Source organism: Chitinophaga sp. (genome assembly GCF_036569185.1).
GTDB lineage: Bacteria > Bacteroidota > Bacteroidia > Chitinophagales > Chitinophagaceae > Chitinophaga.
The window spans coordinates 17,742-37,658 of sequence record NZ_DATCRD010000193.1 but is presented as its reverse complement, the minus strand read 5'-3'; the positions used below and the strand labels follow the sequence as shown (position 1 = coordinate 37,658).

Here is a 19,917-nt window from a genome sequence, read left to right as displayed (position 1 = left end):
TAACCTGCTGCACGTAACAATAGACTGTAAATACTGCAGTTCCCTGTTCAATGTCAGAAATCTCTCTTATAACCCTGCATAACATTATTAATGTCTACACCGCTACTTATACCTACAGTTATCAGCTACCGTAAATCCAGTGGATGCAGAAATGCAAAGGACCAGGAGCATAAAGTGGTGCGCTTCCCTCAGTTACGCTATTGGCGGCTTTATGGTTCCGTTTGTACCAGGTATGTTGGCAGAGACCATTACCAAACCCGCCGGTAGCGGTGCCATCTTATTAGTCAACGTATGCCCCAAAGCGGTCACATCAATTAATAGATAACCCTTATATAACCTATATGTAAGTCTTATATAACCCTTATATAAGCCTTATCTAATAGATATGGCTTATGAATAACTTATCATCATTTTATTTAAAGGTATACTATAAAGAAAAGTAAAATAGGGCAAGGTTATGGCCTTAATGGCTGTTGATTTCAATACTATCAGCTTCAGAGGGCATTTCATTAACCGGGTATGTACGCTGGCATTGGGCACAATACAGCCTGCCTTACTGCAAAGGCATTCCTCTCCGGAAATAGGGCTGACTAAAAAATAAAATCAAGGCGTTGAGAATCGCATAAACGATTATGGGGTTTCATCAGGTACCCAAATAAAATAGGGCTGACCATTACTTTTGGCCAGCCCTATCATCTTCGGCAAATCAATTACTTAGTTTCCAGTAATTTTTTCAGCTCCGCTTTGCAATCTTCAATAGTTTGCCAGATCATCCTGTCTTCACATAAAGTGCCTTTGTATTTAATAGTCACTTTTGTTTTGCGCAACACCACCTGGTAATACTCCGGTGCATCAGGAGAATTTTCCCAGGTAATTTTGCCATTCTCTTCAATTCCTCCGGCGAGTTTATCTTCTATGATATCATTTACCTTTTTGTGCAGATTATCAGCAAAATCGTAGCTGACATCTGTTTTTACCAGGCAGGAAGAATCATTGGCATAGTAATTTTTTTTAAGGGCGGCGGCCTGTTTATGAGGCCAGCATAATAGTGCGGCACTGGCAACGGCCAGCAGTAACGGGAACCTAAAGGAATGTTTCATAACAAGAAAGATTAGTATAACATGGAGAATAGGTATAATAACAAGTCCGGGTAAACGATCTGTTTTTTGGTTGCTGTTTCTCTTTAACTCATTATGAAAATATGATATTTATCCCACTTTACAAAATAATCCAGTGAAAGGCGTAGGGGTAAAAATAAAGTTGCGTGTCTTTCTAACGGATCATTGGTACTGCTGCTGCAGGTTGAACAATATTTTCCTGCCGGCATCATTAAGACCAGGGAGGCTGTCGGCGGGTATAAAATGGCGCTTAAAAGCCATGATGGCGGCCGACGAGTCTTTTACGTCGTAACCGATGATGCGGAGCGAAAGCAGCGGATCGAAGGATTCGGGCACAATAGTGACGCTGGTGTCTTTATACCAAAGCCCGAAGCCTTTATCTGCCAGTTGCTGCCATGGGAACCATGCGCTGGGATCCACTTTTCTTCCGGGTGCAATATCACCATGACCAATGAAATTGGCTGCAGGAATATTGTAACGGTGCTGCAGTGTGTCCAGCAATACCAGCAGGCTGCGGATCTGTGCGGAATCAAAGGGCTCTTTACCGTTATTGTCCAGCTCTATACCGATGGAAGAGGAATTGATATCCGTAAGGTTGCCCCATTTGGCAACACCTCCGTGCCAGGCGCGGAGATAATCGTTCAGCATATGATGGATGGCTCCGTTGCGGCATATCACATAATGGGCGCTTACCTGGGTTCTTTGCAGGGTAAACGTTTTCAACGTTTGTTCACACGAATTCTGAGCAGTATGATGAATGATAACAAGATTGGGCTTACGCATATTGAAGTTCACCGTTCCTACCCAGGACGGGGCTTTAGCGCCATTCAGCGCTGCCGGTGGCTGCCGCAGCGTTTTGGCGTAGGACTTAGCTTCCTGCCGGTACATTTTGTTGGTGGCGGCATACGGATTACGGGCGCAATAAGAAAGGCCGCCAATCGCTGCCAGCAGGCAGCTATATCTCGCAAATCGGGCTATGGTCTTCATCTGCATCTGTTAAAGTTTATACAACACTGCACAATAAAGATACTAAATGAACCAATGCGCCGTTTTTTTCACGGATACTATGAAAAGTGTTCTTTAAACTATACATTTACATTTTCAATAATACTTTTCGGAGTATCAAAAACCTATGCCACATTGCCTGTTATTGCCTACTACTTGCTGTTACCGCTGATTTACGCGTTGTCGCTTCTGCCATTTCGTGTGCTTTACCTGGTTTCCGACGCAGTATACGTGTTATTGTATTATGTGATGGGCTACCGCAAAAAGGTAGTTCTCCAGAACCTTCGCAACTCTTTTCCTGAAAAGAGCGATGCGGAGATCCGGCGCATATGTAAAGATTTTTATCATTACCTGTGCGATCTTTTTCTTGAAACATTTAAAACCCTTACCATCAGCAAAACAGCGATGGTAAAGCATTGTAGCTTTACACCGGCAACGGTGGATCTTTTCAACCGCCTTGAAGCGGAACAAAAAAGCGTGGTGCTGGTAATGGGACATAAAGGAAACTGGGAATGGGCGGGGAATACGTTCAGTATCCTGTGCCGTCAGCAGTTGTATGTAATTTATCATCCGCTGGCCAACAAACATTTTAACGGGCTCATGTACCGCATGCGCACACGCTTTGGTACCAAACTGATTGCTATGCAGGATACCTTCCGCGACATGGTACAAAACCGTGGCGAAGTAAATGCTACTGCATTTATAGCTGACCAGGCGCCACAGCCTAAAACTGCGCAATGGCTCAACTTCCTCCACCAGGATACCCCTGTTTTCAAGGGCACGGAAAAAATAGCGCAGAAAATGAACTACCCGGTGGTATATGTAACTGTACACCGTGAAAAAAGAGGCTACTACATGGTTTCGGCAGAGCTACTCACGGCATCACCGTCAGAAGAAAAAGACGGAGCTATCACTATTGCGCATACACGAAAACTGGAAGAAGACATTATTTCCCAGCCCGCTACCTGGCTCTGGTCGCACAAAAGGTGGAAACACAAACGTACAGCGGCCATTTAATTTTTATACATAACTACAACTTTACACAGATCATCCTACAACGATATGCTGGAAGGAAAAAAACTGATATTGGCTACCAAGCCATATGCATGCGAAGAAAGAACCAAAAGCTGGCTCTATACTATATCAACGCTACTGTTGCTGATACTGGCTTTAGCAGGCGCCCTGGTATTACCTTACCTGGTACTGAAAATAATGGCCAGTATTCTTTCAGGATTACTGATTGTAAGGATGTTTGTTATTTACCACGATCATCAGCATCATGCCATCCTGCATAAATCGTGGTTAGCGGAAGCGATCATGGTTACTTTCGGGATTTATGTGCTTGCGCCTTCCAGCATATGGAAACGTTCACATGATTATCACCACAAGCATAACTCTAAATTATTCAGTGCCAGCATTGGCTCCTACCCCATCATTACCCGGAAAAAATTTGAAACCATCACACCGGCAGAAAGAAGAACTTACCTGTTCAGCCGCCACCCGCTTACCATTGCTGCCGGCTACCTCTCGATGTTTATGATAGGTATGTGCGTGCAATCTTTTGTAAGCAGTCCGCGTAAACACCTGGATTCGTTACTGGCACTCATTATCCATATTGGCGGCAGTGCAGGCATCATCTATTTCCTGGGCTGGGAAAGCTGGTTGTTGTTCGTACTGGTTCCGTTTACTATTGCCTGTGGACTTGGCGCGTATCTTTTTTATGCGCAGCATAATTTCCCGGGCGTTACATTCAATGTGAACAAAGACTGGTGTTACGATAAGGCGGCACTGCTTTCTTCCAGCTATATGGTGATGAACCCTGTTATGAGGTGGTTTACAGGTAATATTGGTTATCATCATATTCATCACCTCAACGCACGCATCCCTTTTTACCGCTTACCGGAAGTAATGCAGAACATCCCCGCAATGCAACAGGTTAAAACCACCAGCCTTGGTTTTCGTGATATCCGTGCCTGTTTCCGGCTCAAGGTATGGGACCCTGAACAGAACCGGATGATCAGTTTGCAGGAGGTAAGAATAATCAGGAAGGCCCTGCTGAGGAGGGAGCCCGATCCTGCAATAGTTGCCGGATAATTTTCTTCCGGGTTTCCAGCATATGCGCGGTAAATTCCTTTGCCTGTTGCAATACCGGCAACCCTGCAGTATGAGGCGAACCGGCCCTGAAAGGTGGCGCCGGGTTATATTCCAACTGCAGCTGTACAATTTTAGCGGTTTCCTCACCTCCGATAAGAGTAGTCAGTACCAGTCCGAAATCAATACCGGCAGTTACTCCTCCACCGGTAATACGGTTCCTGTCTTTCACTACCCTTTCTTCCAGCGTTTCCACTCCAAACATTCGTAACAGCTCCAGCGACCGCCAGTGGGTGGTGGCTTTAAATCCATCCAGCAGGCCGGCTGCCGCCAGTACCAAAGCCCCGGTACAAACAGAAGTAATATACTTTGCCTTTACCGCCTGATCCTTCAGGAACTGCAAAATTGCAGGATTCGTAAGTAACGCATTGATTCCTGCGCCTCCGGGAACAAAAATAACATCCAGCTGCGGACAGTCGGCCAGCGCCACCTGCGGTTGTAACAGCAGGCCTCCTTCTGCCTGGATAATACCGGTAGTTTCACCGATAGTCATCACTTCAAAACAGGGTGCTTTTACAAATACATCATAAGGGCCTGTAAAATCAAGGATCGTTAACCCGGGGAACAATAACATTCCCACCTTCATTTTTTGCATAACAACAGCTTTATATGGAGTACAATATCATGGAGGCAGTATGCAGCATATCGCGTTAACGATGCTGCCCATAAGTATTTATTGTTACCGCCTGTTGTAATTGCTTTATTTCATCCGGCAGTAAAGCGGAAGCATTCACAGCGTTCAGGGCATCTTCCAGTTGAGCAGGAGTACGTATGCCCGCAACAGCACTGGTTACAGCCGGCTGCTGCAATACAAACCGCAGTGCAGTTTGTGCTGCGGTTCTTGAAGAAGTGCTTGCTTCCTTCACCGCGGCAGCAGCCGCTGCTACTTCTTTGGCAGTATAATCAAGGTAGGCCGCTGCTGGTTTATTGACCAGCAAACCTTTAGCTACGGTACCTCTTGCCAACACACCAATATTATTTTCCTTCAAAAGAGGGAAAGCCGTTTCCTCCGGTCGCCGGTCCAGCAGGCTATATTGCATCATTACGCTCACCATGTGCGATCGTTTAACATACTCGCGGATCACATTGGGGCGGATAGAAGAGATGCCATAATAACGTATTTTCCCTTGCTGCTGTAAAGTTTCAAAAGCATCGATTGTTTCATCGATGGGATCATCAATAGTTCCTCCGTGCAGCTGGTACAGATCGATATAATCCGTTTGCAACCGCTGCAAACTTGCCTCCACGGCAGCCATGATATAATCTTTACGTGGGTTCCAGTCCCATCCGCTGCCGTCTTTTTTCCACTGGTTTCCCACCTTGGTAGCGATGATAACAGATGAGCGCCTGTCTTTCAGGGCTTTACCCACGGTAATTTCATTTTGTCCGTGTTCATACAGATCGGCGGTATCAAAAAAATTGATGCCCTTTTCGCAGGCCTGGTGAATAAGGCTTGCATTGGCGGCATCGTCATTACCGAGCGACATACAGCCGAACCCGATTTCACTGATGGTGAGGTTTGATTTTCCGAGGAGATGATATTGCATGGATTCCGGGTTTATCATGTTTTCAATAAAGTGCTTATGCAGCGGGTACGTAACGAAGTTATAGCCAAAACTTTCATTTTTCATATAAATCCGTTTAAAAATTATGGGCTGCTTTGACAAACAGCCCCTGTATCCATTTTTTACGTCCACCTCAAATAAATTATGTTCCAGTAAGCACGGCACCTGGCCGTGTTACCATATGTTGATCCGTATAATGGGGCTGCCTGGAAAAACAGCCCTGTTTTTTGTTGTCTTTATATCCCTGTCCAAAATTCATCATGCCATAGTAAGCACGGCCCTTCAGCCGTATTACTATGTATTGATCAGTAAAAATGGGGCCGCCTGGAAAAACAGCCCCTGCTTTTATAGTATGTCCGATCCATTGTGAATGCGGCTGGTTCTTATGACCTGAGGGAAGAAATGAGGACCACCTGGAAAGATGGTCCCTTACTTACCCAAAATCAAATTGAACCTATGAAAAAGTGCTATATCAGGAAGGCTTTTCCAGCCTGTTTTTTTAAAAAAGTGGGGACCGTCTGGAAAAACAGTCCCCCGGATTTTCCGAATCAATCGCAGCATAAATAATCTCTCTGCACCGGTAGGTTTAACATATGGCTTTATATATAAACAACATGCAGGGTATATACCTCCATATTGGTGATTTCTGTAACAGGGACCGTTTGGAAAAACGGTCCGGACCTCCGATTCTGTTATATTTGCACTCCAATATTTTCTTACAAAAAACTTAACAGGATCAAAAATCAGGGGACTACCTGAATAAGCGGTCCCGTTAAGCAAGCGTCGCAAAGACTTCGACTAAATGTTCTATCAAATTAACCGGACTGCCTGGAAAAGCTGTCCGTTCCTGTAGTACTATCACCCCATGTGAAAGTATTTGATTGGTTAACTGTAGCCGGGAACAAACAATGAATGCCGTAGCTGCAAGTGTACATACCGCTACCCTACAGGTAAACCGGTAAAACCAGGTCTGACCAGTTGCCGGCGTATCAATGCCGGCTGCACATTGTTTCTTATGCCTGTCTGTTCTGTCGTCTGATCAGCACCTGGCATTCTGAAACAACAATTCTTTCGTTAATTCAATACAAAAGAAAATAACTGGTAATGGTAATGCCCAAGAAATGTACATGTTTGAAAATGCCTGTTGAATAAAAAAGACTGCATGTGGGTTAATTTTCATTATCATTAAATAAATACATGGAATAGCCAGCTATTTTAGCGGCACCATTAATGGTTGAACAACCTTTATTTGCAGCTGGGTTAACTGTGCTAAATAAAGTTATAACAATGCTCAGGACAAACTAAAAAAACAGATTCTCGGTAGTTGTGCTCAACGATATATTCATCGTGATAATGCAAAGATAGGTTGTTATTGTTCCCCGAAACCACGGTCCAGACTCATTCTGAGAATGAACAATTCTGAACAACACAAAAAAATGCTGAATAAAATGAATAATGACAATTAAAAAAAATTGTTGTATACATTCCATATTCCGGTTATCAGAATTAAGGAATCAACCGTATATTCATTTACCATATTACATACATCCTTTAACGTTAGTTATTCTATCTTATGCAGCAACAAATTACAGGCGCTTTTTACGGTATCGCTATTGGTGATGCACTTGGTGTACCGGTAGAATTCAAAACGCGCAGTTATCTCTCAGAAAACCCTGTTACCACATTCACCGGATACGGATGCTGGAATCAGCCACCGGGTACCTTTTCAGATGATTCCTCCCTTACTTTCTGCACGGCCGAAAGTCTTATAACGGGTTATAATCTCCAGCACATGGCGGATACATTCGTTCGCTGGTCGCAGGAAGGCTACTGGGGCGCGCATAATGAGGTTTTTGACATCGGCCATACCACCCGCCGCGCCCTGCAACGTTGCGCCACAGGCACTTCCCCGCTGGTAAGCGGTGGCTTTGAGGAATTTGAGAATGGCAACGGATCCCTGATGCGCATAATGCCCCTCGCCCTTTTCCTTATCAATGAAAATGATATTCACACCCGCTACCAGCTTACCAGGGAAGTATCCGGTATTACGCACCAGCATTTCCGGTCGGTACTGGGCTGCTTTATTTATGTAGAATTCCTGCGTGCGCTGCTTTCTATAGAAAACCCCGGGGAAGCGTACTTACAGATGCAGCGGAGCGTAAACGCCTACGTGGGCACCCAACCCTTCAACCCTGCAGAAGTAAGGCTTTACGAGCGCGTTTTACAGCAAAATATAGCTGAAATACCGGAACAGCAGGTGATCAGCTCAGGTTATGTGATACATACCCTGGAAAGCGCGCTCTGGTGCCTGCTTAACACATCAGGCTACCGGGATTGTGTGCTCGCTGCGGTAAACCTCGGAGGAGACACCGATACTACCGGCGCTGTGGCAGGCGCCGCGGCCGGCCTCCATTATGGTTTCAACCAGCTTCCTGCCCAATGGGTTGCCCAGGTGGTAAAATCAGCAGAAATAGGCCATCTCGCCAACCGGTTTATGGCAGCCATTAATACTGCCAGCACCCAATAAACAGTACTTTCAGCAAACCGGCCGCATTTTTGCTTTATACGGTATTATAGTTAAACTTCAGCCCCCTTTTACCGTCTAATAAATAACAGAAAAGAGATACTGAAGAGATGATTACCAAATGTTAAAGAAATGAAAAACAGATTTTATATACTGTTTGTGCTGGTTGGCCTGTTGGGCACATTTACAGTAAGCAATGCCAATGCACAGCGCGTTAGTGCAGGCCATGGAGGAAGCCGGGGTGGCGGCGCCCATTTCAGCGGAGGCGGAGGATTCCGTTACGGCGGCAGCGGCAGGGTATATACATCCCCCCGTTTATATTCTCCCCGCGTGGTGGCCCCGGTAAACAGGGGTTATTATCACGGCTACTATGGTCCCGGACGTGTTTATTACAGGCGCCCCTGGTACCGCCCGTACTACAACCCATTCTTTCCTCCATTAGGATTATATGTTTCCTCACTGCCTTTCGGTTACTTTACCCTTGGCGCCTCCTTTGGCCCGATGTACTATTACGGCGGAACGTATTATGAGTCCACCGGCGATTCCAAAGGTTATAAAGTAGTGGAAGCTCCCCTTGGCGCTGCAGTACCGGATCTGCCGGAAGGCGCACAGGAAATACAGGTAGATGGAAACACCTATTATGAGCTGAATGGTACCTATTACCAGGAGTCTATGACAGATAACGGCCGACGTTATATAGTGGTAGGCAAAAATGGTAAGATAGGCGACAAAACTGTCACTATCACTGATGACCAGGGAAACAACAACAGCCCCGACAACGGAACCGGTAATACAGATATGATCTCACAGTTGCCGGATAACTGCCGCACCGTGAATATCAATGGTCAGCAGTACTTTTTATCACCAGACGGCATGTACTATCAGTCAGTTCTGAACAGCGATAATTCTATCGCAGGATATAAAGTGGTTGGTAAGATGAATGCCGATAATTAAAACAATATAGTTATTCAGCTTAACAGGGAGCCGGTTTTATACCGGCTCTTTTTTATTCCGGCAACAGCGCTTACCAGCTGCTGCTGGCTCCGCCACCACCTGAAGATCCGCCGCCCCAGCCGGAAGAAGAAGACGAGGAGGAAGACGAGGAGCTCCCGGAAGAAGAAGAGGAAGAAGATTTGGATATCTTCGGAATAATAAACTGGTAATCGTGTGCATAGGCACAGAATGCGCATATATACTCCCTGATGCCCCACCCTTCCGACGAAGTAGTGGCGCGCTGTTTAGTCACCGTCTTTTTACATTTATACGTCTTATACTTACAGGAAGGGCAATCTGTAAGCCCCGACCGCATATTGGTGTAATTCAGTACTGTCTGGGTATTGCAGGTATCGCAACGCCACACGTCATAATCCACCGATTCCAGTTTTTCCTCCATCACCTGCCCTTTATCGAGGTAAGTGTTATCTTCCGCTTCATCCAGCTTACGCATGGGATGGGAACATTGCGGACAATCATACACATCGTTCCGTAAGCGATTAAGCCGGTATTGCAGCCACTTCAGGTAGAACCATAAATATGGTAATGGGAACACATAACCTGCAATCCGTAAATCGCGGCGCAATACCTCCAGCCGCAGCCATTTCAGGTGCCGGTCGTCATTCCTGAGCATCACCGCCGAACGGGCTGCAATCAGGATCACGGCTACGTGCATAAATGCCAGCCATACCAGGTAGTAGATCAGGAACACCTTCAGGAAACCTACATCTGTATGCTGTTTTGTAGTGATGTAATAAATGATATAGAAAACAACAGCGTGAATAATGATCAATCCTATCCAGCGGGGACGCAGGAACTCATTAGGAACAGACGATATTTTCAAAGGTTCTGCGTCAATATCATCATCCTTTCTTTTGACCTTTTTCCCAAAAAAAAGATGCATCATCGCCGCCGAAGCGAATAACCAGAATATTACCGACGGGATGGAAAAATCCCCGGTATAGTCGTTGGATGTTGAGTTGGTGGCAATATCTGTCTGGGCGAACGATTGCGGTGCTACGTCTATCGCATCTCCCGGCGCCGTGGCCATGTCAGCTGCGGCTGCATCCTGCGCATCGCCGGCCCCCACCGGTGCTACAGCCACCACCTCGTTGGTGCTGTCGGCAGCCATCAGGGAAGCATCGGCCGGCGCAAGATCAGGCAGCCGGTCGTACGCGTAGTTGCCATTGTTGAACAGGGAGACCACTGACCTGATGCCATCCGTAAACGCGGCGTCATAGTTATGCTCCTTGATACGCGGTATCATATACTCCTGCTGGATACGGAAACAGATAATATCGGGCATATCGGCTTCCAGCCCGTACCCTGTTTCGAATTCCAGCCGGCGGGCATCTTCCACCATCAATACCAGCAAGCCATTGTTCTTCTCCTTTTCCCCGATTTTCCAGTAGTTAAACAGCTTATGGGCAAAATCACGCGGTTCATTATCGCCGATACTATGCAGTATTACCACCCCTACCTGTGCTTTGCCTGCGTTATCCAGCACCGATAATTTTTCATTCAGCTCATTTACGGTGGCATCAGAAATAAGATGATCGGGATTGCTTACATACCCCCCGCCGGATTTTTTCGGATCGGGAACATCTTCTACACTGAACTTCTGTTTTTTACTTTGATCACATGACGCAAGGAAACCGGTGAACAGTACCAGTAACAAACACCTGAATAAAAACGATTGATACTTCATCGGGGATATTTTCTGCGCCGAAGATATGGTTATTTAATTTTTCCTTTCAACAGAAAAAAGTATTTTAACTGCTGATGAAGCCTGTTTTAAGCATATGGATCCTATTATCCTGCCTTGCAGCTGCCCGCAGCTTTGCACAAACCCAACCTGCAGATACCACTGTAAAACCACCGGTACAACTGAAACCGGTGAATATCGTTCAGTATAATTTTTTTAAAGATGCTACCGCTTTCCGGGAAGAGTACAGTAAAGAGATCACTTTCCGCCGTCCCAAATGGTATGAAGTTTACAAGATCACTGCCGTGGATATTCATAAGCTGTACCAGGTTACGCAGTTTAAGAAGAATAAAAAGAAGATAGCCTTCCGGCATATGTTGCTGGATAAAGAACAGGAGATGTATATAAACAGCGTGTACACGCCTTCATTGGTAAATAAGGTGACCCGGCTCGACGGCGACAGCCTGCAACTTTTTATGCGATACTACCAGCCGGGATACTCCTTTATCAAATCCGCGTCCGACTATGACCTGTATGCGGAAATAAAAAAGCAGTACGGGTTATTTACCCAAACCCATGACAGCATACCTCTACGGCCATAAAACCTCGCAGGCTCATTTCTTTGGCCTCCCTGCTGCTAAAAATACTATATTTCAGTATCCATACGTTTTACTATTTCCCGCTATTATTGCGGTAATGGTAACTGCTGTGGCAAAGATTACATAAATTAGTGATCTCAAACCACTTAACGTTGTTAGTTTTAAAGATTCTCAATACAGCTCACATGAAAAGGTTTTTCATATTGGTTGCCCTGCTCGTTCCGGTGGTACTTACCGCGCAAACGAAACTCAGTCAGAATATTGCAGACGATTTCTCCGCCCGGGTAGCCGCCCATTACCAGTTGCCGCACGACTCCATCACGGGGTATATTGCCGAACAGCTCACCCGCAGCGGTAATGCCGGCCTGGATATCGACTCTACTGTTTTTGACCTGAAAAAAGACCCGGTAGCCCTGGACGCCGCATTGAAATACCTTTACCAGTACAGCGATTGCAACCGGCAGCGGTTTATTGCCAACCTGCGCAGTATGGGGCTTCAGACCAACAGCGTATTTCCTATTGCTACTTACACCGCCAATAAATACAAAAGTGATGTGAAAGCCCTCCTGGAAGATAAAAAGGATTTCCTGGCTACCTATACCGGACCGGTTACCGGTAAAAAACCACCTGCTACCATTGCAGAAGTTGCGGCTGCTAACCAGGCAGCTGCCAATGCACCGGCCACCGCCAGCAACACCAGCGAAAGTTCCGCCACTACGGAAACAACCAGCACCGATGCAGCCACCCCTGCGGCTCCGGCTGCGGATACACGAAACTGGGAAGTGCGTCCCCTTTTCCAGGTACGCACCCCCGAGCAACTGGTAGAAATGTATGGCGCCAACAATGTTACCCAGCATGATGCGATTAACCTTTCCGGCGAAAAAGAAGGCGAAGCCTACCTGATCTACCCGGATACAGATAATGAGCTGGAAGTACAGTTTGATGGTGAAAATGGCAACATCCTTACTTTCTCCCACTACCCCTCCAAATGGAAATCGCCCTACGGCATAAAAGCCGGCGATCCATTGGATAAACTCATCAAGGTAAACGGCCGCCCCTTTAAACTGAATGCTTTCGAATGGACCAACGGCGGTATGGTAACCAGCTGGAATGGCGGCGCCCTGGAAGGCAAAAACGTGATCATAGTGCTGAAAGCCAACAACACCGGCGATCCTAAACAATACGATCAGGTCACAGGCGACAAAACACTCCGCTCAGATATGCCGGCCCTGAAAAAGCTGGATGTTATCATTGAATCAGTAGCGTTTAAAGCGGCGAATTAAGCTATTGCTGAAAGTACAGGCGGAAATTGGCCCCGGACCGGACTCACCGGCAAGCTAATTTCCGCTTGCACTTTTCATTTGCACTGATTATCTTGTTTGTATGAAAAAATTTATATTATCCGGCGGCCTGCTTTTACTGGCACTTACCGGTATTTCTATTCACATGAACGGACAAACGAAAAAGTATCCATCACTGAACCACATGGCGCTGTATGTTGTGGACCTGAAAATAAGCACCGATTTTTACAGGGATATTATCGGGCTTGAGCCAATGGAAGAGCCCTTCAAAGATGGCAGGCATAGTTGGTTTAAAGTAGGCCCGCACAGCCACGTACACGTAATTTCCGGCGCAGCCAAAGCCACTGTGCACGACAAAAACACGCATCTCTGCTTCAGCGTACCCGATATGCAGGCCTTCATCGGGGTATTGAAAAAGAATAATATTGCTTTTGAAGACTGGCCGGGCAAAGCCGGTGCTGTAAACAAAAGAGTGGATGGCGTACAGCAGATCTATCTCCGCGACCCGGATGGATACTGGCTGGAAATCAACGATGATAAATACTGATCGTACTGCAACAGGCCGCGCATATAGCGGCTGCAGCCTGTATAACAAAGGCATTGACGGTTTTTTAAGACCTTGTCAATGCTTTTGTTGTTATTAACACCCGGTACCAGCCTAGTTACATTTTCCGGTTTCAAACCGCGCCAATACCTTTGTTTTTGATCTCCCCATACCGGCACTATCTGAACGGATCCGTTAAGTAATCATGAACAGGCCTCCGAAATCCCCTTTTTTTCCTTAAATTCATTAACGAGAGTCTTTAGTCATACCCTGCTTTTTTATGTCATTACTACTGAATGTTCCTAACACGGAAAAAGAGCATGCTGCATCTATGGGCGCCCAATGGGACCAGGTAGCACATACCTGGTATTTACCGGAAGACCGGTACGACCGGCTGATAGAAGTGGCCCGGTGGATACCGGAAAAGCATCCTGCTATCATCCTGCCCACCGAAATAAGTATTGTACATGCAGGCAGGCCGTGCTGGAAATGCCAGCATCACAACCGGGTGATAGCCATTGCCGGTAATTATTTTTACGAGAAAGACATGAATGAGCGGGATGAACTGGTATGGCTGGCCCAGGATTTCTTTACAGTATTCCAGCAGGTATCCGCCATTTCTGAAAATCTTCAAACGCTGCTGAAAGATAACTATCCCCGTTATAAACGGGCCTGGTCTGATATGCTGGGAGATCACTGCTGGTCTAACCACTGCGAGTCCTGCAACAGTATCCAGGGCGACTGGTTCCTGTTTGATGAAGCAGGCAGCGTATTTAACCCAACTGAAAGAACGGAAGCCTCACGGCTGGTGATCCGTAATTACACCCTGAAATATGCCCCTTTGATAGACGCGGTATATTCTTTAGGCGATCATGCCAGGCTTATCAATGAGTTTGCAGAAAGAACCGACCTATAGCTGTACCCTTGTTTTCAGGAAATCAAAATAACGCGCATCTTCCTCTGCAAAAATCTCCTCTCCCTCCAGCATATAAGCCCTTAAAAGATATTCCAGCGATTGCTCCTGCCGGTTCAGTTCAAACAGGCTTTCTCCCAGGCGGAGGTTCACAAAGCCGTTAGCCTGTGCATCCGGACCATTCAACGCATCAAAAAAGTTGTTGGCAGCGGCCTGGTAATCGCCTTTAAAATAATACATATCACCTATGCTGGCATACAACCAGGTACTGGCCTCCCAATGCTGCGCCGGTGGAGGCAGGAGTTGCAAGGCTTCAGTAAACCGCGCAATAGCGCCGTCAAAGTCATCTGCATCGGCCAGTTCGTTGCCTGCTTCAGATAAAGCTTCTACCTGTTCGTAAATATCTGTAGGCAGTTCCTCTTCTGCTAAGGCAGCCAGGCCGGGAAGCACATGCAGGTATTTTTCATCAACACCTTCAAACACCCGTCCGGCCGACTTATGCATAGCGGTTGTAAAATATGTTTCCGCCCCTTTCCTGTCGGCGTTTTCAAACAGGGCTTTCCCCAGGATAAATTCACGTTCTCCGTCGTCCGGGCGTGCAGGATCGCACTGTTGCAATATATTCGCCCAGCGCAACAGCGCCGGGTAATCTTTTAAAATGAGATAGGTTTCCGCAATAGCAAGGGCAATATCATAGCTCTCCCCATACACCTCTTTAGGAGCGGGCAATAGCTCCCACGCCTCTTCCAGCTTCAATGCATACCGGGCAGGATCATTGTTTTCAAACAACACCTCTGCTTCCTGCCAGACGGCTTCAATAGCAGCCATTATTTTCTGATCGGCTAATTCCATATATCCTGGTTTAAAATACAGTCCTGTACAACCGGAACTGCACCGGGCAAAAATAAGATGGAATATTTAAATACTGAGCCTGAATATACTTAGCCTTCCTGTATGATCTGCAGGCCAGGCATCGGTGAGAAGAATATTATGTTTCCTGCGATGAGCAATTGTCTGATCATATAATGCTGTATTCACTGTTTACCTGAACGGAGGTCAGATAATACCGCTTTCAAAGGAGCGCATTTTACGTTGTAATTTCTCTCCCTTGTATTCTTCTGCGAGCTGTAATCTTCTCAGCCCGATCTTTATATATTCTTCCTGCATTTCAATACCGGTGCAGTTTCTGCCGAGGGCTTTGGCCACTGCGCAGGTGGTAAAAGTACCTGAAAAAGGATCCAGTATCCTATCGCCGGGATTGGAGCTGGCTTTAATGATACGTTCCAGGAGCGCCACCGGCTTTTGCGTGGGATGATTTTCATATTCATCCATGCGGTAACGCACCCGTGGAAAGTCCCACACATTACCGGGCACTTTCTCCGTGTTATACGCAGCGGGTGTGCTTTTGCGGTAGTCGATCAGTTTTCTTTTTGCACCGGTTTTTGCTTCAATGAGAATGCTGGCAGCGTTGAAAGTGTAGTTGTTTTTATCGTTCACACAAAACAGGATAGGCTCGTACATAGACCCGAAGTATTTGCGGGCCTGCACACCGGAGCTATCGTAACTCCATACAATACGGGAGAGGATATTCATTTTCCCACGCAGGTAAATATCAAAATAGGGCATAAACTGGGTAGCTGTCATTACATAAAAACTACCTGTTGGTTTGAGCTTGCTGATACAGAGATCCAGCCACTGGTAGCACCAGGCAAGGTATTCCTCTTCGGTATCCCATTTCTCAATATGCCCGTTAAAGTTTTTGCCGATATTATAGGGAGGATCCGCAAAGATGAGATCCACTGATTGATCCGGCACCAGCGTTTGCAGGGCCTGCAAAGCATCTCCATGTATGATAGTGTGACTCTGGGTACCGAATACTTCCATTTCCTTCTTTTCTGCCGATAAAATTAGCTAAAAAAGGCCAGGATAATATATCCTGGCCCTTTTTCCGGAAGATGTAATAAAAAAATGAGTACAGGAATAAATAAGCAGTGCTGCAAGTTAGAAATAGTTATTCTACCCGGGAATAACACTAAATGGGGATTATATAATTATATTCGTATAAATACTAATGGAAGATGAGCCTGCAAAAACCCATTTCAATAAAAATCTTCCTGGCGATCTTATCCTGTTTCGCCTGGTTTGCCCTTATTCCACAGTTTTATATTATCATCAAAAATAACCAGGAGCCATGGTATGAAAGCGTCATCCGGTATTTCAGCTATTTCACCCTGCTTACCAACGCCATGGTAGCGGTTTGTTGTTCTGCATTGCTGGTTGCGCCCAACAGCAGCTGGGGCCGGTTCTTCGCCCGTACGGGAACAGCCACGGCAATTGCCGTGTACATCGCCATTGTGGGGTTGATATACAATACGATCCTGCGCGGGCTCCGGCCATTGAATGGGCTGCAAAAAATACTCAACGAGGTACAGCATGTAATAGTGCCTATGTTGTTTGTTTTGTACTGGTGCGTGTTTGTTAATAAAAGTTCTCTCCGGTGGAAAGACTTTCTACCCTGGCTCTGGTACCCGTTCATTTATCTGCTATTTGTACTGATCCGCGGTTCTTTTTCCGATTTTTATCCATACCCGTTTATTAACATAGGAGGGCTTGGACTCCGGCAAACATTAATAAATGCTGCGCTAATGGGCGTGCTATTCATCGTGATGTCGCTGGCTTTTATTGGCATAGGAAAACTGTGGTCACGAAAAAAATAGTTATTTACGTGTGCTGTAACCTCTCAGTTTCGCGCGGATATACTTTCCTGATTCTGTAAGCTGATTAGCCGTCCATCCGCCATTGGCAGGGGCTCCCGGTTGCAGGATAGAACATAGTTCATTGGGCTTGTCGGACACCGACCAGTTGATCCAGCTCACCTGGTTGCTTTCCAGGAAAGAGAACCATGCCTCCCATTGCGGATAATCGATATGCCCGCTGCCGGTGGCTTCGGAGCCGTTGCATTCCGTTACAAATACCGGGATGTTCCTGCTGAGCGCGTAGGCGCAGTCGTCACGCAACCATTGTCCATGCGACGCTGCATAGAAATGAACGGTATACATGATATTACTGTAACCGGTTAAAGGCGCATCTGCTACTTCGCGGATTTTCTGGTCCCAGTACGGGCAGCCTACAATGATAATGTTATCCGGGTCGTATGCGCGGATGCCGGCAATTACTGCGGCGGCGTATGCTTTCACCTGTTCCCAGGTTTGTGTTTTATTGGGCTCGTTGATGATCTCATAAAGGATATGCGGATGATGGCCGTAAGTTTTGGCCATCTCTTTAAAGAAGGCCACCGCTTCTTCCTGGTGAAATGCTTCGCAGTGCCAGTCGATAATTACATAGCTGCCTTTTGCCAATGCAGCGTCTACCACGTTCTTCAGCAATGCAAGCTGGTGTGTACGGTCGTTCAGGTAAGCCGGCCTTACATCTATTCCCATTGCAGCCCGGACAATATCCGTTTTAAAATCATCGTTGAGCCAGTTCACTACGTCCTGGTTCCAGTACTGCGGCCACCAGCTGCTCCAACCAAAACTTTGTCCACGTAAAGTAATGGTGTTATTATGCTGATCTTTCAGATAGCGGCCGGATACGTGCAAGGCCCCATAGCGCTGTACCGGTGATCCGGCAGGCAACGTATAGCCATTATCGTTGGTTGCTGCGGCTTGCGCCGGCTTTGCACCTGCGAATATACCTGCAAGCAATAATGTAATGTGGAAATAGCATCTTAGCGTTTTCATATCAGCTATAATTTATTATGCCTTTTTTGGTGAATCCTTACCCGATCGCCGGATACTGGCAGAAGATAAAAGCCCCATTCCGCTTTAAAAGATCTGGTAAAATAATGCGGTATTGAAACCCACTTCATAAGATATTCCAGCGATAGAAATATCCGCCACCTGCATGTCTACTTGTAGTTTGCAAGGTAAACATGTTCCTTATTTTAGACAACAACAGCTCAAAATTGAATGGCTTACAAAGTTGCCAGTTTATACCTTATGCCCGGAATTCACGATAAAAATATCGTACTTTCCCAAGAATCCATATCAACTTTGATAACGCAAACTTCAAATCAACATCTTTCTAAAAAATAATTAAAAAATGGTAGTTTGATAAATATCCGGGAATAAATTTTCCGGGCGATATTTGCGATTCGTTTTGGCGACTTAACCATATTTTATATTTTAAATCTCCTAATTAAGTTTTCTTATGAAATACACTACCCTTGGAAACACCGGGCTTATTGTTTCCAGATTATCATTTGGCGCTATGACCTTTGGCAGTGATCCGTCTATTCCGACTATATATAAGGTATCTGAAGAAGAGGCCGGCAGAATGATTGATACGTCGCTTGCTGCAGGTATCAATTTTTTTGACACTGCCGACGGGTATGCCGCCGGCCAATCGGAAGTAATGCTGGGTAAGCTATTGGCCAAACACCGGCATGACGTGGTGATCGCCACTAAGGTAGGTTTCCGGAACGGCGCACCTATTACGCAGTCGGGGCTTTCCCGCAGGCATATCCTGTACTCCTGCGATCAGAGCCTGAAACGCCTGGGCACTGATTACATTGATCTGTATATTGTTCATCGTGAAGACCCGGTTACGCCATTGGAAGAAACGCTTACCACGCTCGATGGGTTGGTTAAAAGCGGTAAAGTGCGTTATATCGGCTTCTCTAACTGGTCCGTATGGAAATCAGCGCTTGCCTGGCAGATGCAACGCGATAATGGCTGGGCCACTTTCTGTAACGGGCAGATGAACTACACCCTGGTAGGACGTGATGTAGAGTATGATGTGGCGCCGTTTATGCAGCACGCAGGCATTGGCATGACGGTTTGGGGCCCGCTTGCAGGCGGATTCCTCAGCGGAAAATATACCCGCGAAAACCTGAAAGAAGAAGGGAACCGCCTTTCGGGTTTTGATATTATTCCCTTCGATAAAGAAAGGGGCTTTGTTTTGGTAGACCGGATGAAAGAAATAGCAGCAGCACATAATGCTACCGTGGCGCAAATATCATTGGCCTGGCTGCTTACTAAACCGGTAGTATCCAGCGTTCTGATTGGCGCTTCCAAAGTGCAGCAGCTGGAAGACAATCTCAAATCGGCCGCCATTGAGCTTTCCGCGGAGGAAGTGGAGTTATTGAACGGCCTTACTGCACCCGGACCTTTATATCCTCACTGGTTTAACCACAACCTGGCAGATCCCCAACACGTAGCAGCCGGATTGGTTAAATAAGCTGATCGTCATGATCCGGCCCCGGTCCGGATCATGACTTTAAACGCTCCTGCCAGATCTGCTCCATAATACTGTGCGCTGCTGAATGGCAGGGCCGGATTCCACGCACTTACGGGATAACGCTACAATACCCGCTGCAAATAATTTCCGGGAGCATGCTGTTGTATAGTTTTATTGCTTTGCAACAGCATGTTAATGGATACCGCCGGTAGCACCGGCTACTTTTACTAAAATTTCGCTTATATTCATTGGTAAAACGCA

General features: G+C 46.3%; 18 protein-coding genes. 10 read left to right on the top strand and 8 right to left on the bottom strand.

Annotation, left to right across the window (positions count from 1 at the left end):
* Positions 1 to 710: 710 nt before the first annotated feature.
* Positions 711 to 1,100 carry a hypothetical protein gene (locus VIM72_RS14880; RefSeq protein ID WP_332003614.1) on the bottom strand — a complete coding sequence of 130 codons (390 nt, stop codon included), beginning with the start codon at positions 1,098 to 1,100 and terminating at the stop codon, positions 711 to 713.
* Positions 1,101 to 1,280: 180 nt separating this feature from the next.
* A complete protein-coding gene (locus VIM72_RS14875) occupies positions 1,281 to 2,105 on the bottom strand; it encodes an N-acetylmuramoyl-L-alanine amidase (protein ID WP_332003613.1) in 825 nt (274 codons plus the stop codon).
* Positions 2,106 to 2,258: 153 nt separating this feature from the next.
* Between VIM72_RS14875 and VIM72_RS14870 the strand changes: the two genes are divergently transcribed.
* On the top strand, positions 2,259 to 3,140 hold the full coding sequence (locus VIM72_RS14870; RefSeq protein ID WP_332003612.1) for a lysophospholipid acyltransferase family protein: 882 nt from the start codon (positions 2,259 to 2,261) through the stop codon (positions 3,138 to 3,140).
* Between the two features lie 45 nt (positions 3,141 to 3,185).
* Positions 3,186 to 4,217 (top strand): fatty acid desaturase family protein, encoded by a 1,032-nt coding sequence (locus VIM72_RS14865; RefSeq protein ID WP_332003611.1) that lies wholly within the window; start codon positions 3,186 to 3,188, stop codon positions 4,215 to 4,217.
* Here VIM72_RS14865 and VIM72_RS14860 read toward each other — a convergent pair.
* Both VIM72_RS14860 and VIM72_RS14855 read right to left on the bottom strand, forming a co-directional pair.
* Positions 4,165 to 4,869: a DJ-1/PfpI family protein gene (locus VIM72_RS14860; RefSeq protein WP_332003610.1), complete on the bottom strand. Its 705-nt coding sequence runs from the start codon at positions 4,867 to 4,869 to the stop codon at positions 4,165 to 4,167. The two genes, VIM72_RS14865 and VIM72_RS14860, sit on opposite strands and share 53 nt — an antisense overlap.
* Before the next feature lie 55 nt (positions 4,870 to 4,924).
* Positions 4,925 to 5,905, bottom strand: coding sequence for an aldo/keto reductase (locus VIM72_RS14855; RefSeq protein ID WP_332003609.1), 981 nt, complete (start codon positions 5,903 to 5,905; stop codon positions 4,925 to 4,927).
* A 1,507-nt stretch (positions 5,906 to 7,412) separates the two neighbouring features.
* On the opposite strand from VIM72_RS14855, the gene VIM72_RS14850 reads away from it, so the two are divergent.
* Positions 7,413 to 8,366, top strand: a complete 954-nt coding sequence (locus tag VIM72_RS14850; protein ID WP_332003608.1) for an ADP-ribosylglycohydrolase family protein — start codon at positions 7,413 to 7,415, stop codon at positions 8,364 to 8,366.
* Between the two features lie 129 nt (positions 8,367 to 8,495).
* On the top strand, positions 8,496 to 9,317 hold the full coding sequence (locus tag VIM72_RS14845; RefSeq protein ID WP_332003607.1) for a DUF6515 family protein: 822 nt from the start codon (positions 8,496 to 8,498) through the stop codon (positions 9,315 to 9,317).
* Positions 9,318 to 9,387: 70 nt separating this feature from the next.
* Here the strand turns inward: VIM72_RS14845 and VIM72_RS14840 are convergent, their stop codons facing one another.
* A complete protein-coding gene (locus VIM72_RS14840; protein ID WP_332003606.1) occupies positions 9,388 to 11,064 on the bottom strand; it encodes a TPM domain-containing protein in 1,677 nt (558 codons plus the stop codon).
* A 74-nt stretch (positions 11,065 to 11,138) separates the two neighbouring features.
* Here VIM72_RS14840 and VIM72_RS14835 point away from each other — a divergent pair, with 74 nt between their 5' ends.
* The 4 genes from VIM72_RS14835 (at position 11,139) to VIM72_RS14820 (ending at position 14,421) form a co-directional block, all read left to right on the top strand.
* Complete coding sequence (locus VIM72_RS14835) at positions 11,139 to 11,663, top strand: hypothetical protein (protein ID WP_332003605.1); 525 nt, start codon at positions 11,139 to 11,141, stop codon at positions 11,661 to 11,663.
* Positions 11,664 to 11,845: 182 nt separating this feature from the next.
* A complete protein-coding gene (locus tag VIM72_RS14830; RefSeq protein ID WP_332003604.1) occupies positions 11,846 to 12,943 on the top strand; it encodes a hypothetical protein in 1,098 nt (365 codons plus the stop codon).
* 100 nt (positions 12,944 to 13,043) lie between these two features.
* Positions 13,044 to 13,508: a VOC family protein gene (locus VIM72_RS14825; RefSeq protein WP_332003603.1), complete on the top strand. Its 465-nt coding sequence runs from the start codon at positions 13,044 to 13,046 to the stop codon at positions 13,506 to 13,508.
* Between the two features lie 277 nt (positions 13,509 to 13,785).
* Entirely contained in the window at positions 13,786 to 14,421 is a 636-nt protein-coding gene (locus VIM72_RS14820; RefSeq protein ID WP_332003602.1) for a DUF5710 domain-containing protein, read from the top strand.
* On the opposite strand, the gene VIM72_RS14815 is transcribed toward VIM72_RS14820, so the two are convergent.
* Both VIM72_RS14815 and yhdJ read right to left on the bottom strand, forming a co-directional pair.
* Positions 14,416 to 15,270 carry a hypothetical protein gene (locus VIM72_RS14815; protein ID WP_332003601.1) on the bottom strand — a complete coding sequence of 285 codons (855 nt, stop codon included), beginning with the start codon at positions 15,268 to 15,270 and terminating at the stop codon, positions 14,416 to 14,418. The two genes, VIM72_RS14820 and VIM72_RS14815, sit on opposite strands and share 6 nt — an antisense overlap.
* Positions 15,271 to 15,474: 204 nt before the next feature.
* Positions 15,475 to 16,302 (bottom strand): adenine-specific DNA-methyltransferase, encoded by an 828-nt coding sequence (gene yhdJ / locus VIM72_RS14810; protein WP_332003600.1) that lies wholly within the window; start codon positions 16,300 to 16,302, stop codon positions 15,475 to 15,477.
* A 194-nt stretch (positions 16,303 to 16,496) separates the two neighbouring features.
* On the opposite strand from yhdJ, the gene VIM72_RS14805 reads away from it, so the two are divergent.
* Complete coding sequence (locus VIM72_RS14805; protein WP_332003599.1) at positions 16,497 to 17,135, top strand: Pr6Pr family membrane protein; 639 nt, start codon at positions 16,497 to 16,499, stop codon at positions 17,133 to 17,135.
* On the opposite strand, the gene VIM72_RS14800 is transcribed toward VIM72_RS14805, so the two are convergent.
* Complete coding sequence (locus VIM72_RS14800) at positions 17,136 to 18,158, bottom strand: glycoside hydrolase family 5 protein (protein WP_332003598.1); 1,023 nt, start codon at positions 18,156 to 18,158, stop codon at positions 17,136 to 17,138.
* Positions 18,159 to 18,627: 469 nt separating this feature from the next.
* On the opposite strand from VIM72_RS14800, the gene VIM72_RS14795 reads away from it, so the two are divergent.
* The gene (locus VIM72_RS14795; RefSeq protein WP_332003597.1) at positions 18,628 to 19,656 is read left to right on the top strand and encodes an aldo/keto reductase; all 1,029 of its coding nucleotides are present in this window, start codon (positions 18,628 to 18,630) and stop codon (positions 19,654 to 19,656) included.
* Positions 19,657 to 19,917: the final 261 nt, after the last annotated feature.

Coding starts and splice junctions, on each gene's coding strand:
- VIM72_RS14880 (WP_332003614.1), bottom strand. CDS start 1,100: ATGAAACATTCCTTTAGGTTCCCGTTACTGCTGGCCGTTGCCAGTGCC.
- VIM72_RS14875 (WP_332003613.1), bottom strand. CDS start 2,105: ATGAAGACCATAGCCCGATTTGCGAGATATAGCTGCCTGCTGGCAGCG.
- VIM72_RS14865 (WP_332003611.1), top strand. CDS start 3,186: ATGCTGGAAGGAAAAAAACTGATATTGGCTACCAAGCCATATGCATGC.
- VIM72_RS14860 (WP_332003610.1), bottom strand. CDS start 4,869: ATGCAAAAAATGAAGGTGGGAATGTTATTGTTCCCCGGGTTAACGATC.
- VIM72_RS14855 (WP_332003609.1), bottom strand. CDS start 5,905: ATGAAAAATGAAAGTTTTGGCTATAACTTCGTTACGTACCCGCTGCAT.
- VIM72_RS14850 (WP_332003608.1), top strand. CDS start 7,413: ATGCAGCAACAAATTACAGGCGCTTTTTACGGTATCGCTATTGGTGAT.
- VIM72_RS14845 (WP_332003607.1), top strand. CDS start 8,496: ATGAAAAACAGATTTTATATACTGTTTGTGCTGGTTGGCCTGTTGGGC.
- VIM72_RS14840 (WP_332003606.1), bottom strand. CDS start 11,064: ATGAAGTATCAATCGTTTTTATTCAGGTGTTTGTTACTGGTACTGTTC.
- VIM72_RS14835 (WP_332003605.1), top strand. CDS start 11,139: ATGAAGCCTGTTTTAAGCATATGGATCCTATTATCCTGCCTTGCAGCT.
- VIM72_RS14830 (WP_332003604.1), top strand. CDS start 11,846: ATGAAAAGGTTTTTCATATTGGTTGCCCTGCTCGTTCCGGTGGTACTT.
- VIM72_RS14825 (WP_332003603.1), top strand. CDS start 13,044: ATGAAAAAATTTATATTATCCGGCGGCCTGCTTTTACTGGCACTTACC.
- VIM72_RS14820 (WP_332003602.1), top strand. CDS start 13,786: ATGTCATTACTACTGAATGTTCCTAACACGGAAAAAGAGCATGCTGCA.
- VIM72_RS14815 (WP_332003601.1), bottom strand. CDS start 15,270: ATGGAATTAGCCGATCAGAAAATAATGGCTGCTATTGAAGCCGTCTGG.
- yhdJ (WP_332003600.1), bottom strand. CDS start 16,302: ATGGAAGTATTCGGTACCCAGAGTCACACTATCATACATGGAGATGCT.
- VIM72_RS14805 (WP_332003599.1), top strand. CDS start 16,497: ATGAGCCTGCAAAAACCCATTTCAATAAAAATCTTCCTGGCGATCTTA.
- VIM72_RS14800 (WP_332003598.1), bottom strand. CDS start 18,158: ATGAAAACGCTAAGATGCTATTTCCACATTACATTATTGCTTGCAGGT.
- VIM72_RS14795 (WP_332003597.1), top strand. CDS start 18,628: ATGAAATACACTACCCTTGGAAACACCGGGCTTATTGTTTCCAGATTA.